Origin of the sequence: Pseudoxanthomonas helianthi, assembly GCF_017939625.1 — a bacterium.
GTDB classification, from domain to species: domain Bacteria; phylum Pseudomonadota; class Gammaproteobacteria; order Xanthomonadales; family Xanthomonadaceae; genus Pseudoxanthomonas_A; species Pseudoxanthomonas_A helianthi.
Map to the genome: position 1 here is coordinate 243,255 of NZ_JAGKTC010000001.1, position 21,427 is coordinate 264,681.

Annotated in this window: 26 protein-coding genes; 17 read left to right on the forward strand and 9 right to left on the reverse strand. The window is 67.4% G+C overall.

The features are described 5' to 3' along the window. Positions 1-15 precede the first annotated feature (15 nt). From J5837_RS01165 to J5837_RS01215, 11 genes are all read left to right on the forward strand, one after another. Complete coding sequence (locus tag J5837_RS01165; protein WP_210534888.1) at positions 16-1,452, forward strand: RNA polymerase factor sigma-54; 1,437 nt, start codon at positions 16-18, stop codon at positions 1,450-1,452. A 405-nt stretch (positions 1,453-1,857) separates the two neighbouring features. Beyond that, positions 1,858-2,175 carry a ribosome hibernation-promoting factor, HPF/YfiA family gene (hpf, locus tag J5837_RS01170; protein WP_210534889.1) on the forward strand — a complete coding sequence of 106 codons (318 nt, stop codon included), beginning with the start codon at positions 1,858-1,860 and terminating at the stop codon, positions 2,173-2,175. A 131-nt stretch (positions 2,176-2,306) separates the two neighbouring features. Continuing rightward, positions 2,307-3,257, forward strand: a complete 951-nt coding sequence (hprK, locus tag J5837_RS01175) for an HPr(Ser) kinase/phosphatase (protein WP_210534890.1) — start codon at positions 2,307-2,309, stop codon at positions 3,255-3,257. After that, on the forward strand, positions 3,254-4,144 hold the full coding sequence (gene rapZ, locus J5837_RS01180) for an RNase adapter RapZ (RefSeq protein ID WP_210534891.1): 891 nt from the start codon (positions 3,254-3,256) through the stop codon (positions 4,142-4,144). Before hprK ends, rapZ begins: the two co-directional genes overlap by 4 nt. 56 nt (positions 4,145-4,200) lie before the next feature. Then, on the forward strand, positions 4,201-4,593 hold the full coding sequence (locus J5837_RS01185; protein ID WP_210534892.1) for a PTS sugar transporter subunit IIA: 393 nt from the start codon (positions 4,201-4,203) through the stop codon (positions 4,591-4,593). Continuing rightward, entirely contained in the window at positions 4,586-4,855 is a 270-nt protein-coding gene (locus J5837_RS01190) for an HPr family phosphocarrier protein (RefSeq protein WP_210534893.1), read from the forward strand. The genes J5837_RS01185 and J5837_RS01190 overlap by 8 nt, the downstream gene beginning before the upstream one ends. Then, entirely contained in the window at positions 4,855-6,567 is a 1,713-nt protein-coding gene (ptsP, locus tag J5837_RS01195) for a phosphoenolpyruvate--protein phosphotransferase (RefSeq protein WP_210534894.1), read from the forward strand. Before J5837_RS01190 ends, ptsP begins: the two co-directional genes overlap by 1 nt. Positions 6,568-6,750: 183 nt before the next feature. Further along, positions 6,751-8,112 carry a magnesium transporter gene (gene mgtE, locus J5837_RS01200; protein WP_210534895.1) on the forward strand — a complete coding sequence of 454 codons (1,362 nt, stop codon included), beginning with the start codon at positions 6,751-6,753 and terminating at the stop codon, positions 8,110-8,112. Between the two features lie 104 nt (positions 8,113-8,216). Beyond that, positions 8,217-8,456, forward strand: coding sequence for a hypothetical protein (locus J5837_RS01205; protein WP_210534896.1), 240 nt, complete (start codon positions 8,217-8,219; stop codon positions 8,454-8,456). Positions 8,457-8,525: 69 nt separating this feature from the next. After that, positions 8,526-9,314 carry a carboxylesterase family protein gene (locus J5837_RS01210; RefSeq protein ID WP_210534897.1) on the forward strand — a complete coding sequence of 263 codons (789 nt, stop codon included), beginning with the start codon at positions 8,526-8,528 and terminating at the stop codon, positions 9,312-9,314. A 35-nt stretch (positions 9,315-9,349) separates the two neighbouring features. Continuing rightward, entirely contained in the window at positions 9,350-10,072 is a 723-nt protein-coding gene (locus J5837_RS01215; protein WP_210534898.1) for a tetratricopeptide repeat protein, read from the forward strand. Between the two features lie 119 nt (positions 10,073-10,191). On the opposite strand, the gene J5837_RS01220 is transcribed toward J5837_RS01215, so the two are convergent. The 5 genes from J5837_RS01220 to J5837_RS01240 all read right to left on the reverse strand — a co-directional run bounded on the left by J5837_RS01220 (position 10,192) and on the right by J5837_RS01240 (position 14,589). After that, entirely contained in the window at positions 10,192-11,136 is a 945-nt protein-coding gene (locus J5837_RS01220; RefSeq protein ID WP_210534899.1) for an aspartate carbamoyltransferase catalytic subunit, read from the reverse strand. Positions 11,137-11,190: 54 nt separating this feature from the next. Beyond that, entirely contained in the window at positions 11,191-11,655 is a 465-nt protein-coding gene (gene ruvX / locus J5837_RS01225) for a Holliday junction resolvase RuvX (RefSeq protein ID WP_210534900.1), read from the reverse strand. Beyond that, on the reverse strand, positions 11,648-12,205 hold the full coding sequence (locus J5837_RS01230) for a YqgE/AlgH family protein (protein ID WP_210534901.1): 558 nt from the start codon (positions 12,203-12,205) through the stop codon (positions 11,648-11,650). Before J5837_RS01230 ends, ruvX begins: the two co-directional genes overlap by 8 nt. 144 nt (positions 12,206-12,349) lie before the next feature. Continuing rightward, entirely contained in the window at positions 12,350-13,480 is a 1,131-nt protein-coding gene (locus J5837_RS01235; RefSeq protein WP_210534902.1) for a PilT/PilU family type 4a pilus ATPase, read from the reverse strand. 71 nt (positions 13,481-13,551) lie between these two features. After that, a complete protein-coding gene (locus J5837_RS01240; RefSeq protein WP_210534903.1) occupies positions 13,552-14,589 on the reverse strand; it encodes a type IV pilus twitching motility protein PilT in 1,038 nt (345 codons plus the stop codon). Between the two features lie 78 nt (positions 14,590-14,667). Here J5837_RS01240 and J5837_RS01245 point away from each other — a divergent pair, with 78 nt between their 5' ends. From J5837_RS01245 to J5837_RS01255, 3 genes are read left to right on the forward strand one after another with little or no spacing between them, the layout of a single operon-like run. Continuing rightward, positions 14,668-15,357 carry a YggS family pyridoxal phosphate-dependent enzyme gene (locus tag J5837_RS01245; RefSeq protein ID WP_210534904.1) on the forward strand — a complete coding sequence of 230 codons (690 nt, stop codon included), beginning with the start codon at positions 14,668-14,670 and terminating at the stop codon, positions 15,355-15,357. A 10-nt stretch (positions 15,358-15,367) separates the two neighbouring features. Then, positions 15,368-16,189 carry a pyrroline-5-carboxylate reductase gene (proC, locus tag J5837_RS01250; RefSeq protein WP_210534905.1) on the forward strand — a complete coding sequence of 274 codons (822 nt, stop codon included), beginning with the start codon at positions 15,368-15,370 and terminating at the stop codon, positions 16,187-16,189. A gap of 8 nt (positions 16,190-16,197) precedes the next feature. Beyond that, the gene (locus tag J5837_RS01255; protein WP_210534906.1) at positions 16,198-16,653 is read left to right on the forward strand and encodes a DUF4426 domain-containing protein; all 456 of its coding nucleotides are present in this window, start codon (positions 16,198-16,200) and stop codon (positions 16,651-16,653) included. A gap of 12 nt (positions 16,654-16,665) precedes the next feature. On the opposite strand, the gene J5837_RS01260 is transcribed toward J5837_RS01255, so the two are convergent. The 3 genes from J5837_RS01260 to pdxH are packed head-to-tail and all read right to left on the reverse strand — an operon-like array spanning position 16,666 to position 18,412. Beyond that, complete coding sequence (locus tag J5837_RS01260; protein WP_210534907.1) at positions 16,666-17,463, reverse strand: cobalamin-binding protein; 798 nt, start codon at positions 17,461-17,463, stop codon at positions 16,666-16,668. Further along, positions 17,460-17,804 carry a YqfO family protein gene (locus J5837_RS01265; RefSeq protein WP_210534908.1) on the reverse strand — a complete coding sequence of 115 codons (345 nt, stop codon included), beginning with the start codon at positions 17,802-17,804 and terminating at the stop codon, positions 17,460-17,462. Before J5837_RS01265 ends, J5837_RS01260 begins: the two co-directional genes overlap by 4 nt. A gap of 8 nt (positions 17,805-17,812) precedes the next feature. Further along, complete coding sequence (gene pdxH / locus J5837_RS01270; protein WP_244755496.1) at positions 17,813-18,412, reverse strand: pyridoxamine 5'-phosphate oxidase; 600 nt, start codon at positions 18,410-18,412, stop codon at positions 17,813-17,815. 20 nt (positions 18,413-18,432) lie between these two features. Here pdxH and J5837_RS01275 point away from each other — a divergent pair, with 20 nt between their 5' ends. After that, a complete protein-coding gene (locus J5837_RS01275) occupies positions 18,433-19,260 on the forward strand; it encodes a kinase (protein ID WP_244755499.1) in 828 nt (275 codons plus the stop codon). A 90-nt stretch (positions 19,261-19,350) separates the two neighbouring features. On the opposite strand, the gene J5837_RS01280 is transcribed toward J5837_RS01275, so the two are convergent. Then, positions 19,351-19,554 carry a dodecin family protein gene (locus tag J5837_RS01280; RefSeq protein WP_210534910.1) on the reverse strand — a complete coding sequence of 68 codons (204 nt, stop codon included), beginning with the start codon at positions 19,552-19,554 and terminating at the stop codon, positions 19,351-19,353. A gap of 99 nt (positions 19,555-19,653) precedes the next feature. Here J5837_RS01280 and J5837_RS01285 point away from each other — a divergent pair, with 99 nt between their 5' ends. Beyond that, positions 19,654-20,208, forward strand: a complete 555-nt coding sequence (locus J5837_RS01285) for a shikimate kinase (protein ID WP_210534911.1) — start codon at positions 19,654-19,656, stop codon at positions 20,206-20,208. Next, positions 20,205-21,332 (forward strand): 3-dehydroquinate synthase, encoded by a 1,128-nt coding sequence (gene aroB, locus J5837_RS01290; RefSeq protein WP_210534912.1) that lies wholly within the window; start codon positions 20,205-20,207, stop codon positions 21,330-21,332. Before J5837_RS01285 ends, aroB begins: the two co-directional genes overlap by 4 nt. Positions 21,333-21,427 lie beyond the last annotated feature (95 nt).

The following is a 21,427-nucleotide window of genomic DNA, read 5'->3' on the forward strand; positions in this document are numbered from 1 at the left end:
TCACGATATTGCGGAATGAAGCCACGCCTGCAGACATCGCTGGGACAACAACTGGTCATGACGCCGCAGCTGCGTCAGGCCATCCATCTGTTGCAGCTGTCGGCCGCCGAACTGGACCTGGAAATCGCCCAGGCCGTCGAATCCAACCCGTTGCTCGACTGGGCCGACGACGCGCCCGCCGACACCGGCGACAACGCCTCCTCCGAAAGCGAAGCCCCCGCGAACGAGCGCGACGAGGACAACGAGCGCGATTACGAAGACGACCGGGTTCCCGAGGACGGTCCATGGGACGCGACCACCCCGGGACGCGCCGACGGCAACGACGACGAGCATGGCAGCGCCGCGGATCGCATCGTCGAAGCCACCACCCTGCACGGCCACTTGCAATGGCAGCTGTACCTATCGCACCTGTCGCCGCGCGACCGCGAGATCGGCGCGGCGCTGATCGACGCGCTGGAAGACGACGGCTACCTGCGCACGCCGTTGCGCGAAATCGCCGAAACCCTGCTCCCGGCCATCGTCGCGGAGGACGACGAAATCCTCGCCGTGCTGCACCAGGTGCAACGCTTCGACCCGCTCGGCGTCGCCGCCCGTACCTTGGGCGAATGCCTGCGCCTGCAGTTGTCGCTGCTGGACCCGGCCACGCCGCACCGCGCGCTGGCGCTGCAATTGGCCGACGACGCCGTGCTGGAACGCCTGCCGAGAAGCGGCGTCACCGGCCTCGCCGCGGAATTGAAGCGTCCGCCCGATGAGGTCGAACAAGCGGTGCAGTTGCTGCGCTCGCTCGACCCCAAACCCGGCGCGCGCATCGGCGAGCTGAGCCACGACACCTACGTGGTGCCCGATTGCGTGGTCTGGCGCCAGCGCGGCGTCTGGCAAGCGGCCCTGTCCGGCCATGCCGCGCCGCGGGTGACCATCCACAAGGGCTACGAGCAGATGATCCGCCAGTGCGGCGACGCCGACGCCAGCTACCTGCGCAGCCACCTGCAGGAAGCGCGCTGGCTGTTGAAGAACCTGGAGGCGCGCGGCGAGACCCTGCTGAAGGTGGTGCGCTGCCTGTTGCGCCAGCAGGCTGGCTTCCTGGAGTTCGGCGAACAGGCCCTGCGCCCGCTGACCCTGCGCGAAGTCGCCGAGCAGATCGGCCTGCACGAATCCACGGTTTCGCGCGCAGTGGCGCGCAAGTACGTGCGCACGCCGCGTGGAACCCTGCCGTTGCGCGCGTTCTTCGCCTCGGGCGTTGGCACCGAGGGCGGCGGCGAGGCGTCCAGTACCGCTATCCAGTCGATGATCCGCAAGCTGATCGAAGCGGAAAACCCGCGCAAACCGCTGTCCGACGCCAAGCTGGCCGACATGCTGAAGGATTCCGGCATCCCGGTGGCGCGGCGCACCGTGGCGAAGTATCGTGAGGCCATGGACATCCTTTCCTCGCACGAAAGGGTGCGCATGGGGTGAGGCCGGAACGGCCTCAAGCGGCAAGGGAGATGCAATGGCGCTGCCAGACATCCTCGAATTCGGCGGACCCCTGCTTCCCGGCGCCTGCATGCCGGACTCGCCCTCGCTTGCGCGATTTGCCGGCTCGTTTTCCGGATCGTTTCCGACGACACCATCGGCTGGTTCTTTCGCGCGCCAATCGGCATCATCGGGCTGGGCCCCGTTCCCCGCTGGCGGCCCACGCATTCGATGGATTATGAAAACTTACGCCTGCCGCACGATGATGTTCTCCACCATATCAACATGATTCCTTAATCGATCGTTTTCCTGCCGATAACCAAAGGAGCCCACGGAACCCCAAAACATTCCCGCTGTCCCAGTCTTCACCCGCAGCGATGCGGGGCAACCACAACCAGGAGGCAAGCGATGCGTATCGAAACCTATGGCCAGCAGTTCGAAGTCACTCCCGCCCTGCGCGAGTACGTCGAAAGCAAGTTCAAGCGCCTGGAACGCCACTTCGATCAACCCCTGGACGTGCGCACCCAACTCGGCTTCCAGAAGCCCGACTACCTGGCCGAAGCCACCCTCAGTTTCGCCGGCCGCACCCTGCACGCCGACGCCACCGACCAGACCATGTATGCCGCCATCGACGTGCTGGCCGACAAGCTCGACCGCCTGCTGCTGAAGCACAAGCAGAAGAAGATCGACCAGGAACGCGGCCCGCGCGGCGAACACGCGGACTGAACCCCGCCGGCGGGGCATCGAACGGGATGCGGGGGCGGATGGTGTTGCTTTGCCATCCGCATCATGCAAACTGACCGCTTACCCGTCCTTTCCCGGCCTTCCCCCTTGCGGGGGAAGGAGACAGCCGCCGCATGAACGCCAGCATCACCGCCCGCGAACTCTTCGACCAGCAGAAGGAAAAGCTCGGCCTGCGCTGGCTGGCCGGGCAGAAGGGCGAGAAGCGCGAACTCGAATCCGGCGACGCGGTGTCGCGGCGTCCATCGCTGGCCGGTTACCTCAATGCGATCTATCCGAACAAGGTGCAGATCCTCGGTACCGAGGAACTGTCCTGGCTCGATTCGCTGGATTCCCGCCAGCGCTGGGAGACCATCGAGAAGATCTTCTCGTTCCGCCCGCTGGCGCTGGTGCTGAGCAAGAACCAGGCCTGCCCGGAAGACCTGCGTGAGGCCGCCAACGAAACCGACACGCCGCTGTGGGTGTCTCCCAAGCGCGGCCACGAACTGCTGAACCACCTGTCCTACCACCTGGCCCGCACGCTGGCGCCGCGGGTCACCCTGCACGGCGTGTTCATGGAGATCTACTCCATCGGTGTGCTGATCACCGGCGAAGCGGGTTCGGGCAAGAGCGAGCTGGCGCTGGAACTGCTCAGCCGCGGCCACCGCCTGGTCGCCGACGACGCGCCCGAATTCACCCAGATCGCGCCCGACGTGCTCGACGGCACCTGCCCGGAACTGCTGCAGGACCTGCTGGAGGTGCGCGGCCTGGGCGTGCTGAACATCCGCGACATGTTCGGCGACACCGCGGTGAAGAAGAACAAGTACCTGCGCCTGATCGTGCACCTGACCCGGCCGATGACCGAACCCAGCGCGCACGGCTACGAACGCCTGACCGGCGATTCCGGCAGCCGCCACGTGCTGGACCTCGACGTGCCGCTGATCACCCTGCCGGTGATGCCTGGCCGCAACCTGGCGGTGCTGACCGAGGCGGCGACGCGCCTGCACATCCTGCGCACCAAGGGCATCGACCCGGCGGCGATGTTCATCGCCCGCCACAGCAATCTGCTGGAACGCAGCACGCCATGAGCACGCCGAATGCCCATCCCGCTTCGCCGGTGATCATCGTCAGCGGCCTGTCCGGCTCGGGCAAGTCGGTGGCGCTGAAGACCTTCGAGGACCTGGATTACTACTGCATCGACAACCTGCCGGTAGAGCTGCTGCCGGCGTTCGTGCGCAGCCTGATCCGCGACGACGTGCTGTCGCAGAAGGTCGCGGTGGGCATCGACGTGCGCAGCCGCCACAGCGACCTGGGCCGGTTGGCGCAATGGCGCGCGGCACTGGCCGAACTGGGGCTGGAAGCGCGCCTGCTGTTCTTCGACGCCAGCGACGAGGCCCTGTTGCGCCGCTACGCGGACACCCGCCGCCGCCACCCGCTGAGCCAGCAGGGACAGGGGCTGTCGCTGTCCGAAGCGATCGTGCGCGAGCGCCAGATGATCGAGCCGCTGCGCGCGGAAGCCGACACGATCATCGACACCAGCGCGCTCAACGTGCACCAGCTGCGCCGGCGCATCATCAGCGAGTTCGCCGCCGAGCGCGGCGCGGCGCTATCGCTGCTGTTCGAATCGTTCGCCTACAAGCGCGGCGTCCCCGCCGACGCCGATTTCGTGTTCGATGCGCGGGTGCTGCCCAATCCGCACTGGAAACCGGAACTGCGTCCGTTTTCCGGCCGCGATCCGGCGGTGCGCGAATTCCTCGACGCCCAGGCCGATGTCGCCGAGTACGTGGCCCAGGTCAGCGCCTTCCTCGACACCTGGCTGCCGCGCCTGCGCGGCGAAACCCGCAGCTACGTGACCATCGCCTTCGGCTGCACCGGCGGCAAGCACCGCTCGGTCTATCTGGCCGAGACCCTCGCCCGCCACGCCCGCGCGCAAGGCTGGGAGGAAGTGGCCACCTACCACCGGGAACTGGACTGAGTCCGTTCCATTCGCGCCGCTTCCGGCGTGTCGCTCCGGTCTGTTAACGTGCCGGCATGGCTTGCGGCATTCTCCTCGTCACCCATCCGGGCGTCGGCGCGTCGATCCTGACGGTCGCCGGCGGGTTGTTGCGCACGTTGCCGCTGAAGACGGAGGCCTTCGAAGTCCCGTTCGACGCCGACCTCGACGCGCTGTTGCCGCAGGCTTCGGCCGCGTTGCGCCGGGTCGACGGCGGCGACGGGGTGCTGGTGCTGACCGACCTGTACGGCGCCAGCCCCAGCAATCTCGCCGCCCGCTTGGCGCGGCTGGGCACGCCGGTGCGGCGGGTCGCCGCGCTGAGCTTGCCGATGCTGCTGCGGGTGATGAATTATTCCGAACAGACCCTGGACGAATTGCCGGCCACCGCCGCGGCCGGCGCCCGCAACGGAGCGATCATCGACGATGCTTGAGCGCGAACTGACCATTTCCAACCGCCTCGGCCTGCACGCCCGCGCCACCGCCAAGCTGGTGCAGGTGCTGGCGCCGTTCCGCTGCAACGCGACGCTGGCGGCGAAGGGTCGCGAGGTCAACGCGAAGAGCATCATGGGCGTGATGTTGCTGGCCGCCGGCCAGGGCACGCCGGTCATCGTGCGCATCGACGGCGAGGACGAAGCCGCGGCGATGGACGCGGTCGCTTCGCTGTTCGAACGACGATTCGACGAGGATTCCTGATGCGTTTGCTGCTTTCAGGGCACGGCGCATCGCGCGGCAACGCACTCGGCCGCGCGCGCGTGCGCCAGCCGCATGCCCTGGAGGTGGTCGAGCAGCGCATCGGCGCGAACCGGGTCGAAGGCGAGCTGGCGCAGTTGCACACGGCCATCGCCGCGACCCGCGACGAGATGCAGGCGCTGCGGCAGAAGCTGCGCGGCGCGCTGGCCAAGGAGGTCGGCGAATTCCTCGACCTGCACGCGCTGCTGCTGGACGATCCCGAACTGCTGCGCGGCCTGGACGACCTGATCCGCGCCGGGCGCTACAGCGCCGACTACGCGCTGCGCCTGCAGCGCGACAAGCTGGCGGCGGTGTTCGCGGAAATGGACGACGCCTACCTGAAAAGCCGCATGGACGACCTGGACCACGTCATCGGCCGCATCCATGCGCACCTGCACGCGCGCGCCGTGGACCTGGCCGGCGTGGCCGGCGACATTCTGGTCAGCGACAACGTCGCCCCTTCGGAATTGGCGCAGTTGCAGGCGCAGGGCGTGGTCGCCATCGTCACCGCGGCCGGCAGCCCGCTCTCGCACAGCGCCATCCTCGCCCGCAGCCTGCACCTGCCGCTGGTCGTCGGCGCGGCCAAGGCATTGCAGAAGATCAACGATGGCGATGCGCTGATCGTCGATGGCGGCAACGGCCGCGTGGTCGTCGAACCCGGCGCCGACGACCTGCGCGAACACCGCGAACGCCTGCGCGAACTGGCCCGAGAGCAGCGCGAGCTGGACCGCCTGCGCGGCAAGCCGACCCGTACCCGCGACGGGGTGGACATCGTGTTGCTGGCCAACGCCGAATCGCGCGACGACGTGGCCAATGCGCATGCGCTGGGCGCGGCCGGGCTGGGCCTCTACCGCACCGAATTCCTGTTCCTGCAACGCAACGAACTGCCGGACGAAGAGGAACAGTTCCACCATTACCGCGACATCGTGCTGGGCATGAGCGGGCGGCCGGTAACGATCCGCACCCTCGACCTCGGCGCGGACAAGGCCGACCGCACCGGCCTGGCCTTGCAGGGCGAGGACAATCCCGCCCTCGGCGTGCGCGGCGTGCGCCTGTCGCTGAGCCACGACGGGGTGTTCGACACCCAGTTGCGGGCGATCCTGCGCGCGTCGGGCTACGGTCCGGTGCGCATCCTCGTACCGATGGTCAGCGGTCGCGAGGAAATCCTCGCCGTGCGCCAGCGCATCCGCCGCGCGCGGGCCCGGTTGCGCAAGGAAGGCCATGCGGTCGCCGAGGAAATCGCGCTGGGCGCGATGATCGAAGTGCCCGCCGCGGCGATCGCCGCGCACGGCCTGGTCGATGTGGTCGATTTCTTCTCCATCGGCACCAACGACTTGGTGCAGTACCTGCTGGCCGCCGACCGCAACAACGAAGCGCTGGGCGAACTGTATTCGCCGCTGCATCCGGGCGTGCTGCGCCTGCTGCGCCACGTGATCCGCATCGGCGAAGAGAGCAACGTGCCGGTGGCGGTATGCGGCGAGGTGGCCGGCGACGCGCGTTTCGCGCCGCTGCTGCTGGCCTTGGGGTTGACCGAGTTCAGCCTGCATCCCGACCTGCTGCTGGAAGTGCGTCGCGCGATCCGCAACAGCGACCGCGCCGCGTTGCAGGCGCGTGTCGACAAGCTGCTGCAGGCGCGCGACCGCGCTGGTATCGAACGCTGGCTCGCCGCGGTATAACCGCACGAAACGGGTGTGGGAGTGGCTATGGCATGCCATAGCCACTCCCACATCGGATGCCGCGCGGGGTGTCCATATTCCGCCGCGCGGGGGATAATGTGCGGATGAACGCCTGACCTGCCGCGACTCCCACGGGCACCACGCCCTCGGACGCGGTTCCAACGCCACTCCCGGGAGCCGCGCATGGCAGAAGCCGTCCGCCACGACAAGACCGCGCGCCAGCTGCGACTGTTGTCCAGCGCGCTGGACAGCGGCCGGCTCGGTCCGGTGCGGCGGCTGGTCAACACCCTGTCGCCCGCGGAAATCGGCAACCTGCTCGAATCGCTGCCGCCCGGCAAGCGCGAAGTCGTGTGGGGCCTGGTCGATGCCGAGGACGACGGCGAGGTGCTGGTCCATGTCGGCGACGAGGTCCGTGAAAGCCTGCTGGCGGAAATGGACCCGGACGAAATCGTCGCCGCGGTCGAAGACCTCGACATCGACGACCTCGCCGACCTGGTCGAGGACCTGCCGGACACCGTCATCGACGAAGTGCTCAAGTCGATGGACCGGGAGAACCGCGAGCGGCTCGAGCAGGTGCTGTCGTACCCGGAGGACAGCGCCGGCCGCCTGATGAATCCCGACGTGGTCACGGTGCGCGCCGACGTCAACGTCGACGTGGTGCTGCGCTACCTGCGCCTGCGCGGCGAACTGCCCGACCACACCGACCACCTGTTCGTGGTCAGCCGCCGCCACCAGTACCTCGGCCGGGTGTCGCTGGCCGCGCTGGTGACGCACGAGGATTCCACCCCGATCAATCGGCTAATCGACGACGAGCAACCGGCCATCGACGTCGGCGAGAGCGCCGACGAAGTCGCCCGCCAGTTCTCCGACCACGACTGGATCTCCGCGCCGGTGGTCGACGACAACAACATCCTGCTCGGCCGCATCACCATCGACGACGTGGTCGACATCATCCGCGATCAGGCCGAGCACCAGGCGATGAGCGCCGCCGGCCTCGACGAGGACGAGGACCTGTTCTCGCCGGTGCGCCGCGCGTTCCGCCGCCGCCTGCTGTGGCTGTCGGTCAACCTGGCCACCGCCTTCCTCGCCGCCAGCGTGGTCGGCCAGTTCGAAGGCACCATCGACAAGCTGGTCGCGCTGGCGGTGCTGATGCCGATCGTCGCCGGCATGGGCGGCAACGCCGGCACCCAGGTGCTGGCGCTGATGGTGCGCGGCCTGGCCTTGGGCCAGGTCGGTGCGTCCAACGTGCGCACGCTGCTGTGGAAGGAACTGCGCGTGGCGCTGATCAACGGACTGGCGCTGGGCCTGGTGCTGGGCCTGATCGTGCTGTTGTGGTTCCACAACGTCGGCCTGTCGCTGGTGATCGCCGCGGCATTGACCCTGAACCTGCTGTTCGCCGCGCTGGCCGGCGTGCTGGTGCCGGTCACGCTGAAGCGGATGGGCTTCGATCCGGCGCTGGCCAGCGGCATCTTCCTGACCACGGTCACCGACGTGATGGGCTTCCTCAGCTTCCTCGGCCTGGCCACGCTGATCCTGTTGCGTTGAGCGACGCGCCCGCGCGGGCTTTGCTGCAGCGAAGCAAGCCATTCCCGGACGGGACGATATGATCGGCCCGCCTCCGCTCGGGAGGCTCAAGGGAAGGGGGATACATGTACTGGCTTGCACTGATCCTGATGTTCGTCGGCGGCATCTGGCTGATCGTCAACGGCTTCCGCAAAAGCATCTGGTGGGGCTTGGGCAACCTGCTGATTCCGTTCGTGGCCCTGATCTTCGGCCTGCTGAATTTCGCCGAGAACAAGATTCCGTTGCTGCTTTACGTCATCGGCGTGGTGCTGTTCTTCGTCAGCGGCGGTTGGGCAGCCGGCATGCCGGCACCTGCCACCGCATGATCCAGGGCGGCCCGCGTCACGCGGCGCGGGCCGCGTCTTCTTCCCTCCCTGCCCCACAGGTCGACCCGCATGTTCCATAGGATCGCGTTCGTGTTGCTGACCCTCCTTGCTTTGGCCGGTTGCGCCCATGCCCCGAAAACCGCGATGGAACACGGTCGCTTCGAGGCGCGCGAAGTCGAAACCGGCGGCCAGCGCCGCGGCTACCAGGTGTTCGTGCCGGCGGCGAAACACGTGGGCAAACGGCCGGTGATCCTGTTCCTGCACGGCTCCGGAGAACGCGGCAGCGACAACCAGGCGCAGTTGAAAGCAGGCATCGGCCCGTACCTGCGCAAGCACATGGACGATTTCCCCGCGATCGTCGTGCTGCCGCAGATGCCGGCCGATGGCGCGTGGCTGGGGGACACCAACCGCTATGCACTGGCGGCGCTGGATTCGGCGACCCGCGAATTCGGCGGCGATCCGCACCACACTTACCTGACCGGTCTGTCGATGGGCGGTTACGGCACCTGGGAAATCGCACTGGCCGAACCGCAGCGTTTCGCCGCGCTGGTGCCGATCTGCGGCGCGCTGAAGGCGCCCAGCGACGAACTCTCGCTGTTCGTCACCCCGGTCGCCAACGAGGCAGACCCCTACTCGGCCCTGGCCAGCCGCCTGCACCACCTGCCCATCTGGATCTTCCACGGCGCGAAGGACGATGTCGTGCCGCCTGCGGACGACCGCAAGACCTATGCCGCGCTGAAAGCCGCCGGCGCCGACGTGCGCTACACAGAGTTCCCCGACGCCGACCACAACAGCTGGGATCCGGCCTACAACACGCCGGAACTGTGGACGTGGCTGTTCGCGCAAAGACAGCGGTGAGCTGGCGCATTCCATGAATCACTGAAAGGAATCGCATGGACCGGAAAAGCCTGTTTTTCCTCATCGCCGGGGCCTTTGCGATCGCCGTGCCGGCGCTGGCCCAGACCAACGTCGTGGTGGAGACGCGCCTCTATTCGTCCGCGGAACGCAAGATCGGCTACGAATTCCGCGACGACGTGAATGCCTTGTGGGCGAATCTTCCCAACGATGGTGCCGAAGCCACCCATCGCAAGCTGGAGCCGATCCTGGCCTATTGCGACGCCCAGCGGCGAGCGGGGCGTCGCCTCGTCAGCGTCGCGACGACGCAGGAATACGAGCGCTACATGACCGAGAACGCCAATGGCGAGCCGACCGAATGGATCGACATCGCCTGTCCTGCGGCCTACAAGTTGAAGGGCTATCTCCATGCGGGCGCAAGGCAGGCTCCCGAAGCCATCGAATGGCTGGACCGTGCGATAGCACTGGCGCCGTATTACCCGGAAGCCCATACCGAGAAGGGCTTCGTCCTCGGGCAGTCGGGACGTTTACCGGAAGCGCTGGAATCCTATCGCCACGCCCTGGAGCTCGCCGAAGCGGTCCCGAGCGCCGCCCACATCAAGCCCTTGGCGCTGCGTGGCCAAGGCTGGGTACTGACGGAAATGGGCGACCTGGACGGCGCGCAGCGCGCCTACGAAGCTTCGCTCGAGATCGAACCGGACAACCCGTTGGCGAAGAACGAACTGGAATACATCGCAAAGCTGCGCGAAAAGCAGCCATAACCGATCCCCACCCGGCAATCGCTTCGTAGAGTCGAGCTTGCTCGACTGCTCTTCTTCGGACGTCGGGGAGCAAAGGCAGTCGAGCAAGCTCGACTCTACGAAAAAGCAGCGCTTCGGCCTCAGGCCAGCAACGTCTCCAGCACCGCCATCCTGATCGCCACGCCATTGCTGACCTGGCGCAACACCAGCGATTGCGGGCCATCGGCGACTTCGTCGGTGATCTCGATGCCGCGGTTGATCGGACCCGGGTGCAGCACGACCGCATCGGCCGCAGCGCGGCGCAGCCGCTGCACGGTCAGGCCATAGTCGCGGTGGTAGTCGTCCAGCGACGACACCAGGCCCTCTTCCATGCGCTCGCGTTGCAGGCGCAGCATCATCACCACATCGGCGTCTTCCAGCATCGCGTCGAAATCGTCGCCGACCACGCAGCCTTTCAGGACGCCGTCGTCCGGCAAGAGGGATTGCGGACCGCACACGCGGATTTCCCCCGTCCCCAACGTGTGCAGCGCGTGCAGGTCGGAACGCGCCACGCGCGAATGCTTCACGTCGCCGACGATCAAGACCTTCAGCTTCGAGAAATCCGGCCCCTTGGCCTGGCGGATGGTCAGCGCGTCCAGCAAGCCCTGGGTGGGGTGCGCGCTGCGGCCGTCGCCGGCGTTGATCACCGTGGTGCCTTCCCCGGCATGGGTGGCCAGCATCTCCGCGGCGCCATCCTCGGCATGCCGGACCACGAAGCCGCGCACGCCCATCGCCTCGAGGTTGCGCAACGTGTCCAGTGCGGTTTCGCCCTTGCGCGCCGACGAGGTGGAGGCCTCGAAATTGATGATGTCCGCGCCCAGCCGCTGCGCGGCGATCTGGAACGAGCTGCGCGTGCGCGTGGATGGCTCGAAGAAGAGCGTGCAGATCGTGGTGCCGACCAGGGAATTGCGCTTGCAGGTGCGGCCCAAGGCCGTGTCGCGGATCTGCCCGGCGCGGTCCAGCAGGCGCACCAGTATTTCGCGCGGCAGGCCATCGAGGGTCAACAGGTGTCGCAGGTGTCCGTCCGAATCGAGTTGCAGGGTCATGCAATGCTCCTGAAAAAAAGAATTCTCTCCTTCTCCCGGCGGGAGAAGGGAAAATCAAACCTGCCGCGCATCCTGCGGCGCGGCCAGCCAGCGTTCGATGATTACCGCCGCCGCCACCGCGTCCAGTGCGGCCGCGTCGCGACGCCGCTTGCGTCCTTCGGCGCGATCCAGCGCGAAACGCTGCGCGGCCTCGACCGAACTGGAACGCTCGTCGACCATCACCACCGGCAGGCCGTAACGCACCTGCAATTGCTTGGCGAACGCCTGCGCACGCTGGCGGATCGGCTGGTCGTCGCCTTCCAGCGTCATCGGGTCGCCGACCACCAGGCCGTCCGGTCGCCATTCCTCGCGCAGTCGATCGATTTCCGGCCAGTCCGGCTGGTTGCCGTGCACGTCGACCACCGCCAGCGCACGCGCCTGGCTGGAGAACGCACTGCCGACGGCCACGCCGATGCGGCGCGAACCGACGTCGAAGCCAAGCACGGTGCCGTCCAGCTTCATCGGCGCGGCCTCAGGCATGCCCGCTGTAATCGGTGAGCCGGCTCATGTCCACGCCGATGCGTCCGCCGGCGGCCTGCCAGCGCTGTTCCAGCGGCATCGCGAACAACAGTTCGTTGTCGGCCGGCGCGGTCAGCCAGCTGTTCTCGCCCAGTTCGTATTCCAGCTGGCCTGCGCCCCAGCCGGCGCAACCCAGCACGACGATCGCGCGTTGCGGTCCCTCGCCTTCGGCCATCGCCTCGAGCACGTCGCGGGAAGTGGTCAGGTACAGGTTTCGGCCGACGGCCAGGCTGGACTCCCATTCGCGCGCGCCATCGTGCAGGACGAAGCCCCGCTCCGGGTGGACCGGCCCGCCATAAAGCACCGCGCGGCCGCGCAGGCGCCCGTCGCGCGGGGTGAGCCGCATCTGCTCCATCACCTCGCCCAGGGTGAAGTCGGACGCGCGATTGACCACGATGCCCATCGCGCCCTGTTCGTCGTGCTGGCAGATCAGCGCCACGCTGCGGGCGAAATTGGGATCGTCCAGCGCGGGCAGCGCGATCAGCAACTGGCTGGTCAGGTGCTCGTCCATGCGGTCATTCTAGCCGGGCCGGAGCCGGCCGGCGGCATTGCGCCGTACTCGCATCCCCCTGGTCCGCGAGCATCGTCCATGAAACGAAAAACCCCGCGACGCTGCGCGGGGTTTCTCCTATGCGACGAAGAGGATGGCGCCTGTTCAGCGCACTTCGGCCACTTCCACCCCATCCAGGCCCTTGGCCAGGGTCTTGGCGTCGCCGCCCTGCGACAGTTTGATCTTCAGCCGCACCTCGTTCTGCGAGTCGGCGTAGCGCAGCGCGTCTTCGTAGCTGATCTCGCCGGCCTGGTACAGCTCGAACAGGCTCTGGTCGAAGGTGCGCATGCCCAGCTGCGTCGATTCCTTCATCACTTCCTTGAGCTTGTGGATCTCGCCGTCGCGGATGTAGTCCTGCACCAGCGGGGTGCCCAGCAGGATCTCCATCGCCACGCGCCGGCCCTTGCCGTCCGGCGTGGGCACCAGCTGCTGCGCGACCACGCCCTTGATGTTGAGCGACAGGTCCATCAGCAACTGGGTGCGGCGGTCTTCCGGGAAGAAGTTGATGATGCGGTCCATCGCCTGGTTGGCGTTGTTGGCGTGCAGGGTGCACAGCACCAGATGGCCGGTTTCGGCGAAGGCGATGGCGTGGTCCATGCCCTCGCGGGTACGCACCTCGCCGATCATGATCACGTCTGGCGCCTGGCGCAGGGTGTTCTTCAGCGCGTTCTCCCAGCTGTCGGTGTCGATGCCGACCTCGCGCTGGGTGATGATGCAGCCGGCGTGCTGGTGCACGAATTCGATCGGGTCCTCGATGGTGATGATGTGCCCGGTCGAATTGCGGTTGCGGTAGCCGATCATCGCGGCCAGCGAAGTCGACTTGCCGGTGCCGGTGGCGCCGACGAAGATGATGATGCCGCGCTTGGTCATCGCGAGCGTATTGATGATCGGCGGCAGGTTCAGCTCTTCGACCGTCGGGATGTGGGTCTCGATCCGGCGCAGCACCATGCCGACCTGGTTGCGCTGGTAGAAGCAGCTGACGCGGAACCGCCCCACCCCGGCCAGGCCGATGGCGAAGTTGCACTCGTGGGTCTTCTCGAATTCCTCGCGCTGCGACGGGGTCATCACGTTCAGCACCATGTCGCGGCTCTGCTGCGGCGTCAGCGGCTCCTGGGTGATCGGCGACAGGCGCCCGTGGACCTTCATCGACGGCGGCATGCCGGACGTGATGAACAGGTCCGAGGCCTTCTGGTGCGCCATCAGCTTGAGGTAGGAAGTGAAGTCGTGTTCGCTCATGGCTTTGCTCCGGTGCCCGCGGCCGTGGCGGACGCGGGCGAATCAATGGGCCGGCGGCTGGCGGGCCGGCCTTATTCGAACAGCCGCTTGTCCTTGGCGTATTCCCTGGCGCTCGGACGGGTGATCAGCCCGCGCTTGACCAGTTCCTGCAGGTGCTGGTCCAGGGTCATCATGCCGTACTGCTGGCCGGTCTGGATCGCCGAATACATCTGCGCGACCTTGTCTTCGCGGATCAGGTTGCGGATGGCCGGGATGCCGACCATGATCTCCCACGCCGCGGTGCGACCGCCGCCGACCTTCTTCAGCAGCGACTGCGAAATCACCGCGCGCAGCGATTCGGACAGCATCGAACGGACCATCGGCTTCTCGCCGGCCGGGAACACGTCGATCACGCGGTCGATGGTCTTCGCCGCCGACGAGGTATGCACGGTGGCGAACACCAGGTGGCCGGTTTCGGCCGCGGTCAGCGCCAGGCGGATGGTTTCCAGGTCGCGCAATTCGCCGACCAGGATGTAGTCGGGGTCCTCGCGCAGCGCCGAACGCAGCGCTTCGTTGAAGCCATGGGTATCGCGGTGCACCTCGCGCTGGTTGATCAGGCACTTCTGCGAGGTGTGTACGAATTCGATCGGGTCCTCGATGCTGAGGATGTGCGCGTATTCGTTCTTGTTGATGTGGTCGATCATCGCCGCCAGCGTGGTCGACTTGCCCGAACCGGTCGGGCCGGTCACCAGGATCAGCCCCTGCGGCTGCGCGATCAGGTCGCGGAAGACCGGCGGGCAGCCCAGGTCGTCCAGGCTCAGTACGTCCGAGGGAATGGTGCGGAACACCGCGCCGGCGCCGCGGTTCTGGTTGAACGCGTTGACGCGGAAGCGGGCCAGCGACGGGATCTCGAACGAGAAGTCGACCTCGAGGAATTCCTCGTAGTCGCGGCGCTGCTTGTCCGACATGATGTCGTAGACCATCGCGTGGACCTGCTTGTGGTCCAACGCGGGCACGTTGACCCGGCGCACGTCGCCATCGACGCGAATCAGCGGCGGCAGACCCGCCGACAGGTGCAGGTCCGATGCCTTGTTCTTGACCGAGAAGGCCAGTAGTTCGGCGATATCCACGCGGTGTTCCCCCTTGAAAGCCGCAACTGGAACGAAAACCCCTTGCACGGCAGTATAAACCCCGTCTTCCCCCGCGCAATGGACCCGATCTTGCCCTCCGCCCTGGCTTCGACGCTGCGACGTATCGAAAACGCCGCCCGCGCATGCGATCGGCCAATGCCGCGCCTGCTGGCCGTCTCCAAACTGCAGCCGGCGGCCGCCGTGGCCGCGCTGGCGGCGCAGGGACAGCTCGCTTTCGGCGAGAACTACGTGCAGGAAGCCGCGGCGAAAACCGCCGAAACCGCCTCGCTGGGGCTCGAGTGGCACCTGATCGGACACCTGCAATCGAACAAGGCCGACGTGGCCGCGCGCCTGTTCGACTGGATACAGACCGTCGACCGCACCAAACTTGTGACCGCGTTGGCAAAACACCGCGATGCCGCGCGACCGCCGTTGAACGTGCTGATCCAGGTGAACGTGGACGACGAAGCCAGCAAGGCCGGTTGCCATCCGGACGAAGTCGATGCGCTCGCCGACGCCATCGCCGCCGAGTCGTCGCTGGTGCTGCGCGGGCTGATGGCGATTCCGACCCCGCATGCCGACGTCGAACTGCGACGCCCCGCATTCAGGCGAATGAAGGCGCTGTTCGATGCCTTGGCCGCCCGCCATCCGCGGGCCGACACCCTGTCGATGGGCATGAGCGACGATTTCGAACTGGCCATCGCCGAAGGCGCGACCATGGTTCGCATCGGCACCGCGCTGTTCGGCGCCAGACCTTCCAGACCTTGAGAGAGCGTACATGACGACAAGCCCCTCCATCGCCTTCATCGGCGGCGGCAACATGGCCCGCAGCCTGATCGGCGGCCTCGTCGCCACCGGCATGCGGCCTGGCGATATTCTCGTCGCCGAGCCGGTCGCCGAATTGCGCGATGCGTTGGCGCGCGACTTCGGCGTGCAGGTCCACACCGAAGCTGCGCAAGTTGCCGAAGCCGGTACCTGGGTGTTCGCGGTTAAACCGCAGGTGATGCGCGGCGTGTGCGAATCGCTGGCCGCGGCTGCCCAATCGCGACAACCGCTGGTCGTGTCCATCGCCGCCGGCATCACCGCCGCGCAACTGGACCGCTGGCTGGGCGGCGACGTCGCCGTCGTGCGCACGATGCCCAATACACCGGCCCTGCTCGGCGCCGGCATCACCGCGTTGTTCGCCAACGCGCGCGTCGATGCCGCCGGTCGTGATGCTTCCGAACGCCTGCTCGCCGCCGCCGGCAAGACCGTATGGATCGACGACGAGGGACTGATGGACGCGGTCACCGCCGTGTCCGGCAGCGGCCCGGCCTACATATTCCTGCTGGCCGAGGCGATGGAAGCCTCTGCACAAAAACAGGGCCTTCCTGCCGACACCGCGCGCGCCCTGGTGTTGCAGACGATACTGGGTGCCGCTCGCATGCTGACCGAAGCCGGCGAGGCGCCTGCCGAACTGCGTCGTCGCGTCACCTCGCCCAACGGCACCACGCAAGCGGCAGTTGAAACCTTCCAGGCCGGCGGATTCGAGGCGCTGGTCGATGCGGCCATCGCCGCGGCCACCAAGCGCGGCCGCCAGTTGTCCGCCGCGAACGATTGAGGCCCGCCATGATCCGCAGACTGCTGTTCCCCGCGACGTTGCTGCTGGCCGCCTGCTCCGCCGGCGAAGCGCCTCGCGTCGTCGCCCCGGTCGCGACGGAACCGGCCTATACCGATTTCGGCACGCTGCGCGTGCGCTACAACGCGTTGCCGACGCAAAGCTTGAACGAGCAGATGGCCAAACGCTATGGCGTGCCGCGCGACGCCGGTCTGGCCCTGGTCACGGTCGGCCTGCGCCAGTTGCACGACGGCGAAGAGACGGGCATCGAAGGACAGGCACGGGCCACGGCCGTCGACCTGCAGGGCGAACGCACCCCCATCGCGCTGAAGCCGGTGAAGATCGGCGACAGCTACGTCGACCACATCGGCACTTTCGCGATCAGTCCGCGCAACCATTACCGCATCGAGGTTTCCATCGAAGCGCAGGGTCGGCGCGAGACGGTCGGCTTCCAGCGCGAGTTCTGACGCCAACCCAGCTTACGAATGGCGCTGATTCCACTCGCGCACGATCCGTGCGATTTCTTGGACACCATCACCCAATGCCGCCGGCCCCGGCTGCAGGATCAACGGCGACTTGATCTCGTGCAGCTCGCCGTCGCGGACCGCCGGGATCGCGTCCCAGCCCGGACGCGCGGCGACCTTGTCGGGACGGAACTTCTTGCCGCACCACGAACCCAGGATGAGCTCCGGCGCGCGCCGCACCACTTCGGCGTTGTCGGCAAGAATGCGCTGCTTCGCCAAGGGCTCGCAGGCCAGTTCGGGGAAGATGTCGTCGCCACCCGCGATGCGCACCAGTTCGGCGACCCACTGGATGCCGCTGATCGCCGGCTCGTCCCATTCCTCGAAATACACGCGCGGACGCCGCGCCAGTGCCGCCGCATCGCGCTCGATGCGTTCCAGGCCACGGCGCAATCCGTCGGCATAGGCCTTCGCCTTCTCCGCCGCGCCGACCAGTGCGCCGAGGCGGCGGATGTAATCGAGGATGCCATCGACGCTGCGGTGGTTGGCGATCCACACTTCGACGCCCCGCCGCACCAGTTCGGCGGCGATGTCGGCCTGGATGTCGGAGAAGCCGATGGCGAAATCCGGCTTCAGCTTCAGGATCTCGTCGATCTTGGCGCTGGTGAACGCGCTGACCTTCGGCTTCTCCTTGCGCGCCTGCGGCGGCCGCACGGTGAAACCGCTGATGCCGACGATGCGATCCGCTTCGCCCAGCGCGTACAGCGTCTCGGTCGGTTCTTCAGTCAGGCAGACGATGCGCCGCGGACCCTTCATGGCAATGCAAACGAAGATTCGTCGACGAAGATCGCCGGCACGTCCCAGGGATGGTGCGGGCGGATGCCCTGCTCGATCAGCCGCTGCAGCCGTGCCGGATCGCGCGGGATGCACAGTTCGAGGCGCACGGTTTCCACCTGCTCCAGCTCGCCGACCCGGCCTTGCGACGGTTGTGCGCCCGGCAAGGGACGGAACTGCTCAAGGCCCGGCGCCGAAATCCACATGCCTTGTTCGTAATCGCCCTGCCGCAACGAATCGATCGCGCAGATGCCGCGTTGCAGGCCTTCGAGATGCGCGGGCGGTACGAACACCGTGATGCGATAGACCGGAACCAGACGCATGCGGACGGTCAGGGGAACAGCATGCGCTTCGACCACGCGCCATCGGCACCGCGTTCGTAACGCCAGCGCTCGTGCAGGCGGAATTGCACGCCGTACCAGAACTCGAACGCCTGCGGCACCACGCGATAGCCATTCCAGCCCGGCGGGCGCGGCACCGGCTGGCCGTCGAAGCGCGCCTCGGTTTCGGCGATGCGCTGTTCGAATTCTTCCCGCGAGGCCAGCGTCTCGGACTGGTGCGAGGCCCAGGCGCCGATCTGGCTCGGGCGCGGACGCGAGGCGAAATAGGCATCGGCCTCGGCCGCCTCGACCGCTTCTACCGCGCCTTCGATGCGCACCTGGATGCCGGCCTCGCGCAGCGTGCGCCACAGGAACAGCAGCGCGGCGCGCGGGTTTTCCGCCAGTTCATGGCCTTTCTGGCTGCCGACGTGGGTGTAGAACACGAAGCCGCGCTCGTCGAACGCCTTCAGAAGCACGGTGCGCGCGGATGGATGGCCATCGCGGGTCGCGGTGGCGACGGTCATCGCGTTGGCTTCGGGTTCGCGGCTGTGCTTCGCTTCCTCGAACAGTTGGGCGAAGGTGGCGAGTGCTTCGGTGTAGAGGTCGGTCATGGCAGTGCTATTGTCGCGCGATGCCGCCTTCGCCGCCATCGTCCGCCGGGACTTCCGGGTTTTCCGCTCCCTTCGTCGCCGGCGCATTGGAGGCCGCGTTGGCCGCGGCGTCGGGCCGGCCACCGGTATTCGCGATCTGCGGCCTGCAAGGCACCGGCAAGTCGACCCTGGCCGCGCAGATCGCCGCGCTGGCGCAGGCGCAGGGGTTGCGCATCGCGGCCCTATCGATCGACGACTTCTACCTGACCCATGCGCAGCGCCGGCAACTCGCCCGAGATGTGCACCCATTGCTGGCCACGCGTGGCCCGCCCGGTACGCATGACGTGGCGCTGGCCTTGCATGTGCTGGATAAGCTGCGCGCCGGCGCGTCCGTCGGCTTGCCGCGCTTCGACAAGCTGGCTGACGACCGGTTGCCGGAATCGCAATGGCAACGGGTCGACGAGCCGGTCGACCTGACGATCTTCGAAGGCTGGTTTTTGGCGACGCCAGCGGAGGAAGAAGCCGCGCTGGGCGAGCCGGTCAATGCGCTGGAGCGCGTCGAAGACAGCGAAGGCACCTGGCGGCGCTGGTGCAATACCGCACTCGCCCGCGACTATCCGGCGTTGTGGGCACGGATCGACGCGCTGTGGTTCCTGCAGCCTCCCGGTTTCGAAGTGGTATCGGAATGGCGCTGGCAGCAGGAACAGGCCCTCCAGGCCAGCGATCCATCAAGGCCGGCGATGGATCGCACGCAGGTCGAACGCTTCATCCAGCATTTCGAACGGGTCAGCCGGCAGGCGCTGCGCACCCTGCCGGCGATTGCCGATGAAACGATTCCGCTGGACGCCGAACGCCGACCGCTTTCGTAGGAGCGCCCCTGGGCGCGACCGAAAGATTCGGGATCCTCGAATTTCACCGGCGTCCGAGCGACGGTCGCGCCCAAGAGCGCTCCTACGCCATCAATCGACGATGAAGGTGATCTTCAGGTTCACCCGCCATTCCTGGACCGCGCCGTTGGCGTCGGTGACGACCTTGATCTCGTTGACCCATGCGCCCTGGATGTTCTTCACCGTCTCGGCGGTCTTCTTCAGGCCGGCCTTGACCGCGTCTTCCATGCTGGTCTTGGACGATGCATTGACTTCGATGATCTTGGCGACGGACATGTCGTTTTCCTTCCGTTGAAGGCAGCTGGGCCGCGGGAACCGGCAGCCTAGTCCGGCGGCCGTTAAGCGCCCGCCATGGAGTGCTGGCATCATTCGCCCATGCAGTCCGCTCCCAACCTGATCCTGGTCGGCCCGATGGGCGCCGGCAAGACCTCCATCGGCCGTCGCCTGGCCGATCGGCTGGGCCTGCACTTCGTCGACGTGGACCAGTTGGTGGTGGAACGTGCGGGCGCGGACATCCCGACCCTGTTCGAACACGTCGGCGAAGCCGGCTTCCGCGAACGCGAGCACGCCGCCCTGGCCAGTGCGTTGACCGGCGACGGGCAAGTGGTGTCGACCGGCGGCGGTGCGGTGTTGGGCGCGGAAAACCGCAGGCTGATGCGCGAACGCGGCTTCGTCGTGCACCTGCACGTCAGCGTCGAAGGCCAGTTGCGCCGCGTCGGCCACGACCGCAACCGTCCGCTGCTGCAACGTCCCGACCGCGAGCGCACGCTGCGCGAATTGGCCGCGGTGCGCGAACCGCTGTACGCCGAGGTCGCCGACCTGCACCACGACACCGAAGGCCTCAGCCCGGGCCGCGCCACCACCGAACTGATCGAACGACTGGCCGTGCACTGGCAGCGCGGCGCCATTCCCACCGCGAATACGCCATGAATCCTTCTGCTTCCCCCGAAATAGTCGTGACCCGCTTTGTGGAAGTGGGTGGCGACACGCCGTACCGCATCGCCATCGGCCCCGATCTGCTGACCGATGGCGCCGCTCTGGCCGCGCACGTGCGCGGCCGCCACGTGTTGCTGGTCAGCGATTCCAACGTCGCCCCGCTGTACGCGGGACGCGTGCGCGAGGCGCTGCATGCGGCGCGGCCGGAACTGCTGATCGGCACCTGCATCCTGCCGGCCGGCGAGGAATCGAAGACCCTGGCCCACTTCGGCAAGGCCATCGACGCACTGGCCGAGCTCGGCGCGACCCGCGACGCCTGCGTGTTCGCGCTCGGCGGCGGCGTGGTTGGCGACCTGGCCGGTTTCGCCGCCGCGTGCTGGATGCGCGGGGTCGATTGCGTGCAACTGCCGACCACCCTGCTGTCGATGGTCGACTCGTCGGTCGGCGGCAAGACCGCGGTGGACATCCCGCTGGGCAAGAACCTGGTCGGCGCGTTCCATCCGCCGCGAGCGGTGTTCGCCGACACTTCTGCCCTGCGCAGCCTGCCACCGCGCGAGTTGCGCGCGGGATTGGCCGAGGTGATCAAGTACGGCGCGATCCGCGACCCGCGTTTCCTGCAATGGCTGGAACAGGAACGCGAAGCGCTGCTGGCCGGCGACGACGAAGCGCTGGCGCTGGCCATCGCCGCCAGTTGCGAGCACAAGGCCGAGATCGTCGCCCGCGATCCGCTGGAGAAAGGCGAGCGCGCCCTGCTCAACCTCGGCCACACCTTCGGCCACGCCATCGAGGCCGAACAGGGTTACGGCGGCATGGGCAACGACAACCTCAACCACGGCGAGGCGGTGGCGGTCGGCATGGTGCTGGCGGCGCGGCTGTCGACCGACCTGGGCTTGGCCCCGGCCGGAGACGCGGAGCGCCTTGCCGCCCTGCTGGACGCCTACGGCCTGCCGACCCGCATTCCCGCCGGCCTCGCGCCGGAAGCCCTGTTGGCGCGGATGCGCCTGGACAAGAAGAACGTCGCCGGCCGCCTGCGCCTGGTGCTGTGGCGCGGCGCGGGGCTGGCCGAGGTGGTGCCGGACGTGGACGAAGCCGCGGTGTTGAAGGTGTTGGCCGACTGAGCGCTCCTCCCTTCTCGCCTCGGGAGAAGGTGACGCGAAGCGCCGGATGAGGGTGCGGCCAAGCGGCGGAAATCGACTTTCAGGGAGCCGCCAAC

Excerpts from the sequence above, each read along its gene's own strand:
- J5837_RS01165 (WP_210534888.1), top strand. The coding sequence starts at position 16 with ATGAAGCCACGCCTGCAGACATCGCTGGGACAACAACTGGTCATGACG.
- hpf (WP_210534889.1), top strand. The coding sequence starts at position 1,858 with ATGCGTATCGAAACCTATGGCCAGCAGTTCGAAGTCACTCCCGCCCTG.
- hprK (WP_210534890.1), top strand. The coding sequence starts at position 2,307 with ATGAACGCCAGCATCACCGCCCGCGAACTCTTCGACCAGCAGAAGGAA.
- rapZ (WP_210534891.1), top strand. The coding sequence starts at position 3,254 with ATGAGCACGCCGAATGCCCATCCCGCTTCGCCGGTGATCATCGTCAGC.
- J5837_RS01185 (WP_210534892.1), top strand. The coding sequence starts at position 4,201 with ATGGCTTGCGGCATTCTCCTCGTCACCCATCCGGGCGTCGGCGCGTCG.
- J5837_RS01190 (WP_210534893.1), top strand. The coding sequence starts at position 4,586 with ATGCTTGAGCGCGAACTGACCATTTCCAACCGCCTCGGCCTGCACGCC.
- ptsP (WP_210534894.1), top strand. The coding sequence starts at position 4,855 with ATGCGTTTGCTGCTTTCAGGGCACGGCGCATCGCGCGGCAACGCACTC.
- mgtE (WP_210534895.1), top strand. The coding sequence starts at position 6,751 with ATGGCAGAAGCCGTCCGCCACGACAAGACCGCGCGCCAGCTGCGACTG.
- J5837_RS01205 (WP_210534896.1), top strand. The coding sequence starts at position 8,217 with ATGTACTGGCTTGCACTGATCCTGATGTTCGTCGGCGGCATCTGGCTG.
- J5837_RS01210 (WP_210534897.1), top strand. The coding sequence starts at position 8,526 with ATGTTCCATAGGATCGCGTTCGTGTTGCTGACCCTCCTTGCTTTGGCC.
- J5837_RS01215 (WP_210534898.1), top strand. The coding sequence starts at position 9,350 with ATGGACCGGAAAAGCCTGTTTTTCCTCATCGCCGGGGCCTTTGCGATC.
- J5837_RS01220 (WP_210534899.1), bottom strand. The coding sequence starts at position 11,136 with ATGACCCTGCAACTCGATTCGGACGGACACCTGCGACACCTGTTGACC.
- ruvX (WP_210534900.1), bottom strand. The coding sequence starts at position 11,655 with ATGCCTGAGGCCGCGCCGATGAAGCTGGACGGCACCGTGCTTGGCTTC.
- J5837_RS01230 (WP_210534901.1), bottom strand. The coding sequence starts at position 12,205 with ATGGACGAGCACCTGACCAGCCAGTTGCTGATCGCGCTGCCCGCGCTG.
- J5837_RS01235 (WP_210534902.1), bottom strand. The coding sequence starts at position 13,480 with ATGAGCGAACACGACTTCACTTCCTACCTCAAGCTGATGGCGCACCAG.
- J5837_RS01245 (WP_210534904.1), top strand. The coding sequence starts at position 14,668 with ATGGACCCGATCTTGCCCTCCGCCCTGGCTTCGACGCTGCGACGTATC.
- proC (WP_210534905.1), top strand. The coding sequence starts at position 15,368 with ATGACGACAAGCCCCTCCATCGCCTTCATCGGCGGCGGCAACATGGCC.
- J5837_RS01255 (WP_210534906.1), top strand. The coding sequence starts at position 16,198 with ATGATCCGCAGACTGCTGTTCCCCGCGACGTTGCTGCTGGCCGCCTGC.
- J5837_RS01260 (WP_210534907.1), bottom strand. The coding sequence starts at position 17,463 with ATGAAGGGTCCGCGGCGCATCGTCTGCCTGACTGAAGAACCGACCGAG.
- J5837_RS01265 (WP_210534908.1), bottom strand. The coding sequence starts at position 17,804 with ATGCGTCTGGTTCCGGTCTATCGCATCACGGTGTTCGTACCGCCCGCG.
- pdxH (WP_244755496.1), bottom strand. The coding sequence starts at position 18,412 with ATGACCGACCTCTACACCGAAGCACTCGCCACCTTCGCCCAACTGTTC.
- J5837_RS01275 (WP_244755499.1), top strand. The coding sequence starts at position 18,433 with ATGCCGCCTTCGCCGCCATCGTCCGCCGGGACTTCCGGGTTTTCCGCT.
- J5837_RS01280 (WP_210534910.1), bottom strand. The coding sequence starts at position 19,554 with ATGTCCGTCGCCAAGATCATCGAAGTCAATGCATCGTCCAAGACCAGC.
- J5837_RS01285 (WP_210534911.1), top strand. The coding sequence starts at position 19,654 with ATGCAGTCCGCTCCCAACCTGATCCTGGTCGGCCCGATGGGCGCCGGC.
- aroB (WP_210534912.1), top strand. The coding sequence starts at position 20,205 with ATGAATCCTTCTGCTTCCCCCGAAATAGTCGTGACCCGCTTTGTGGAA.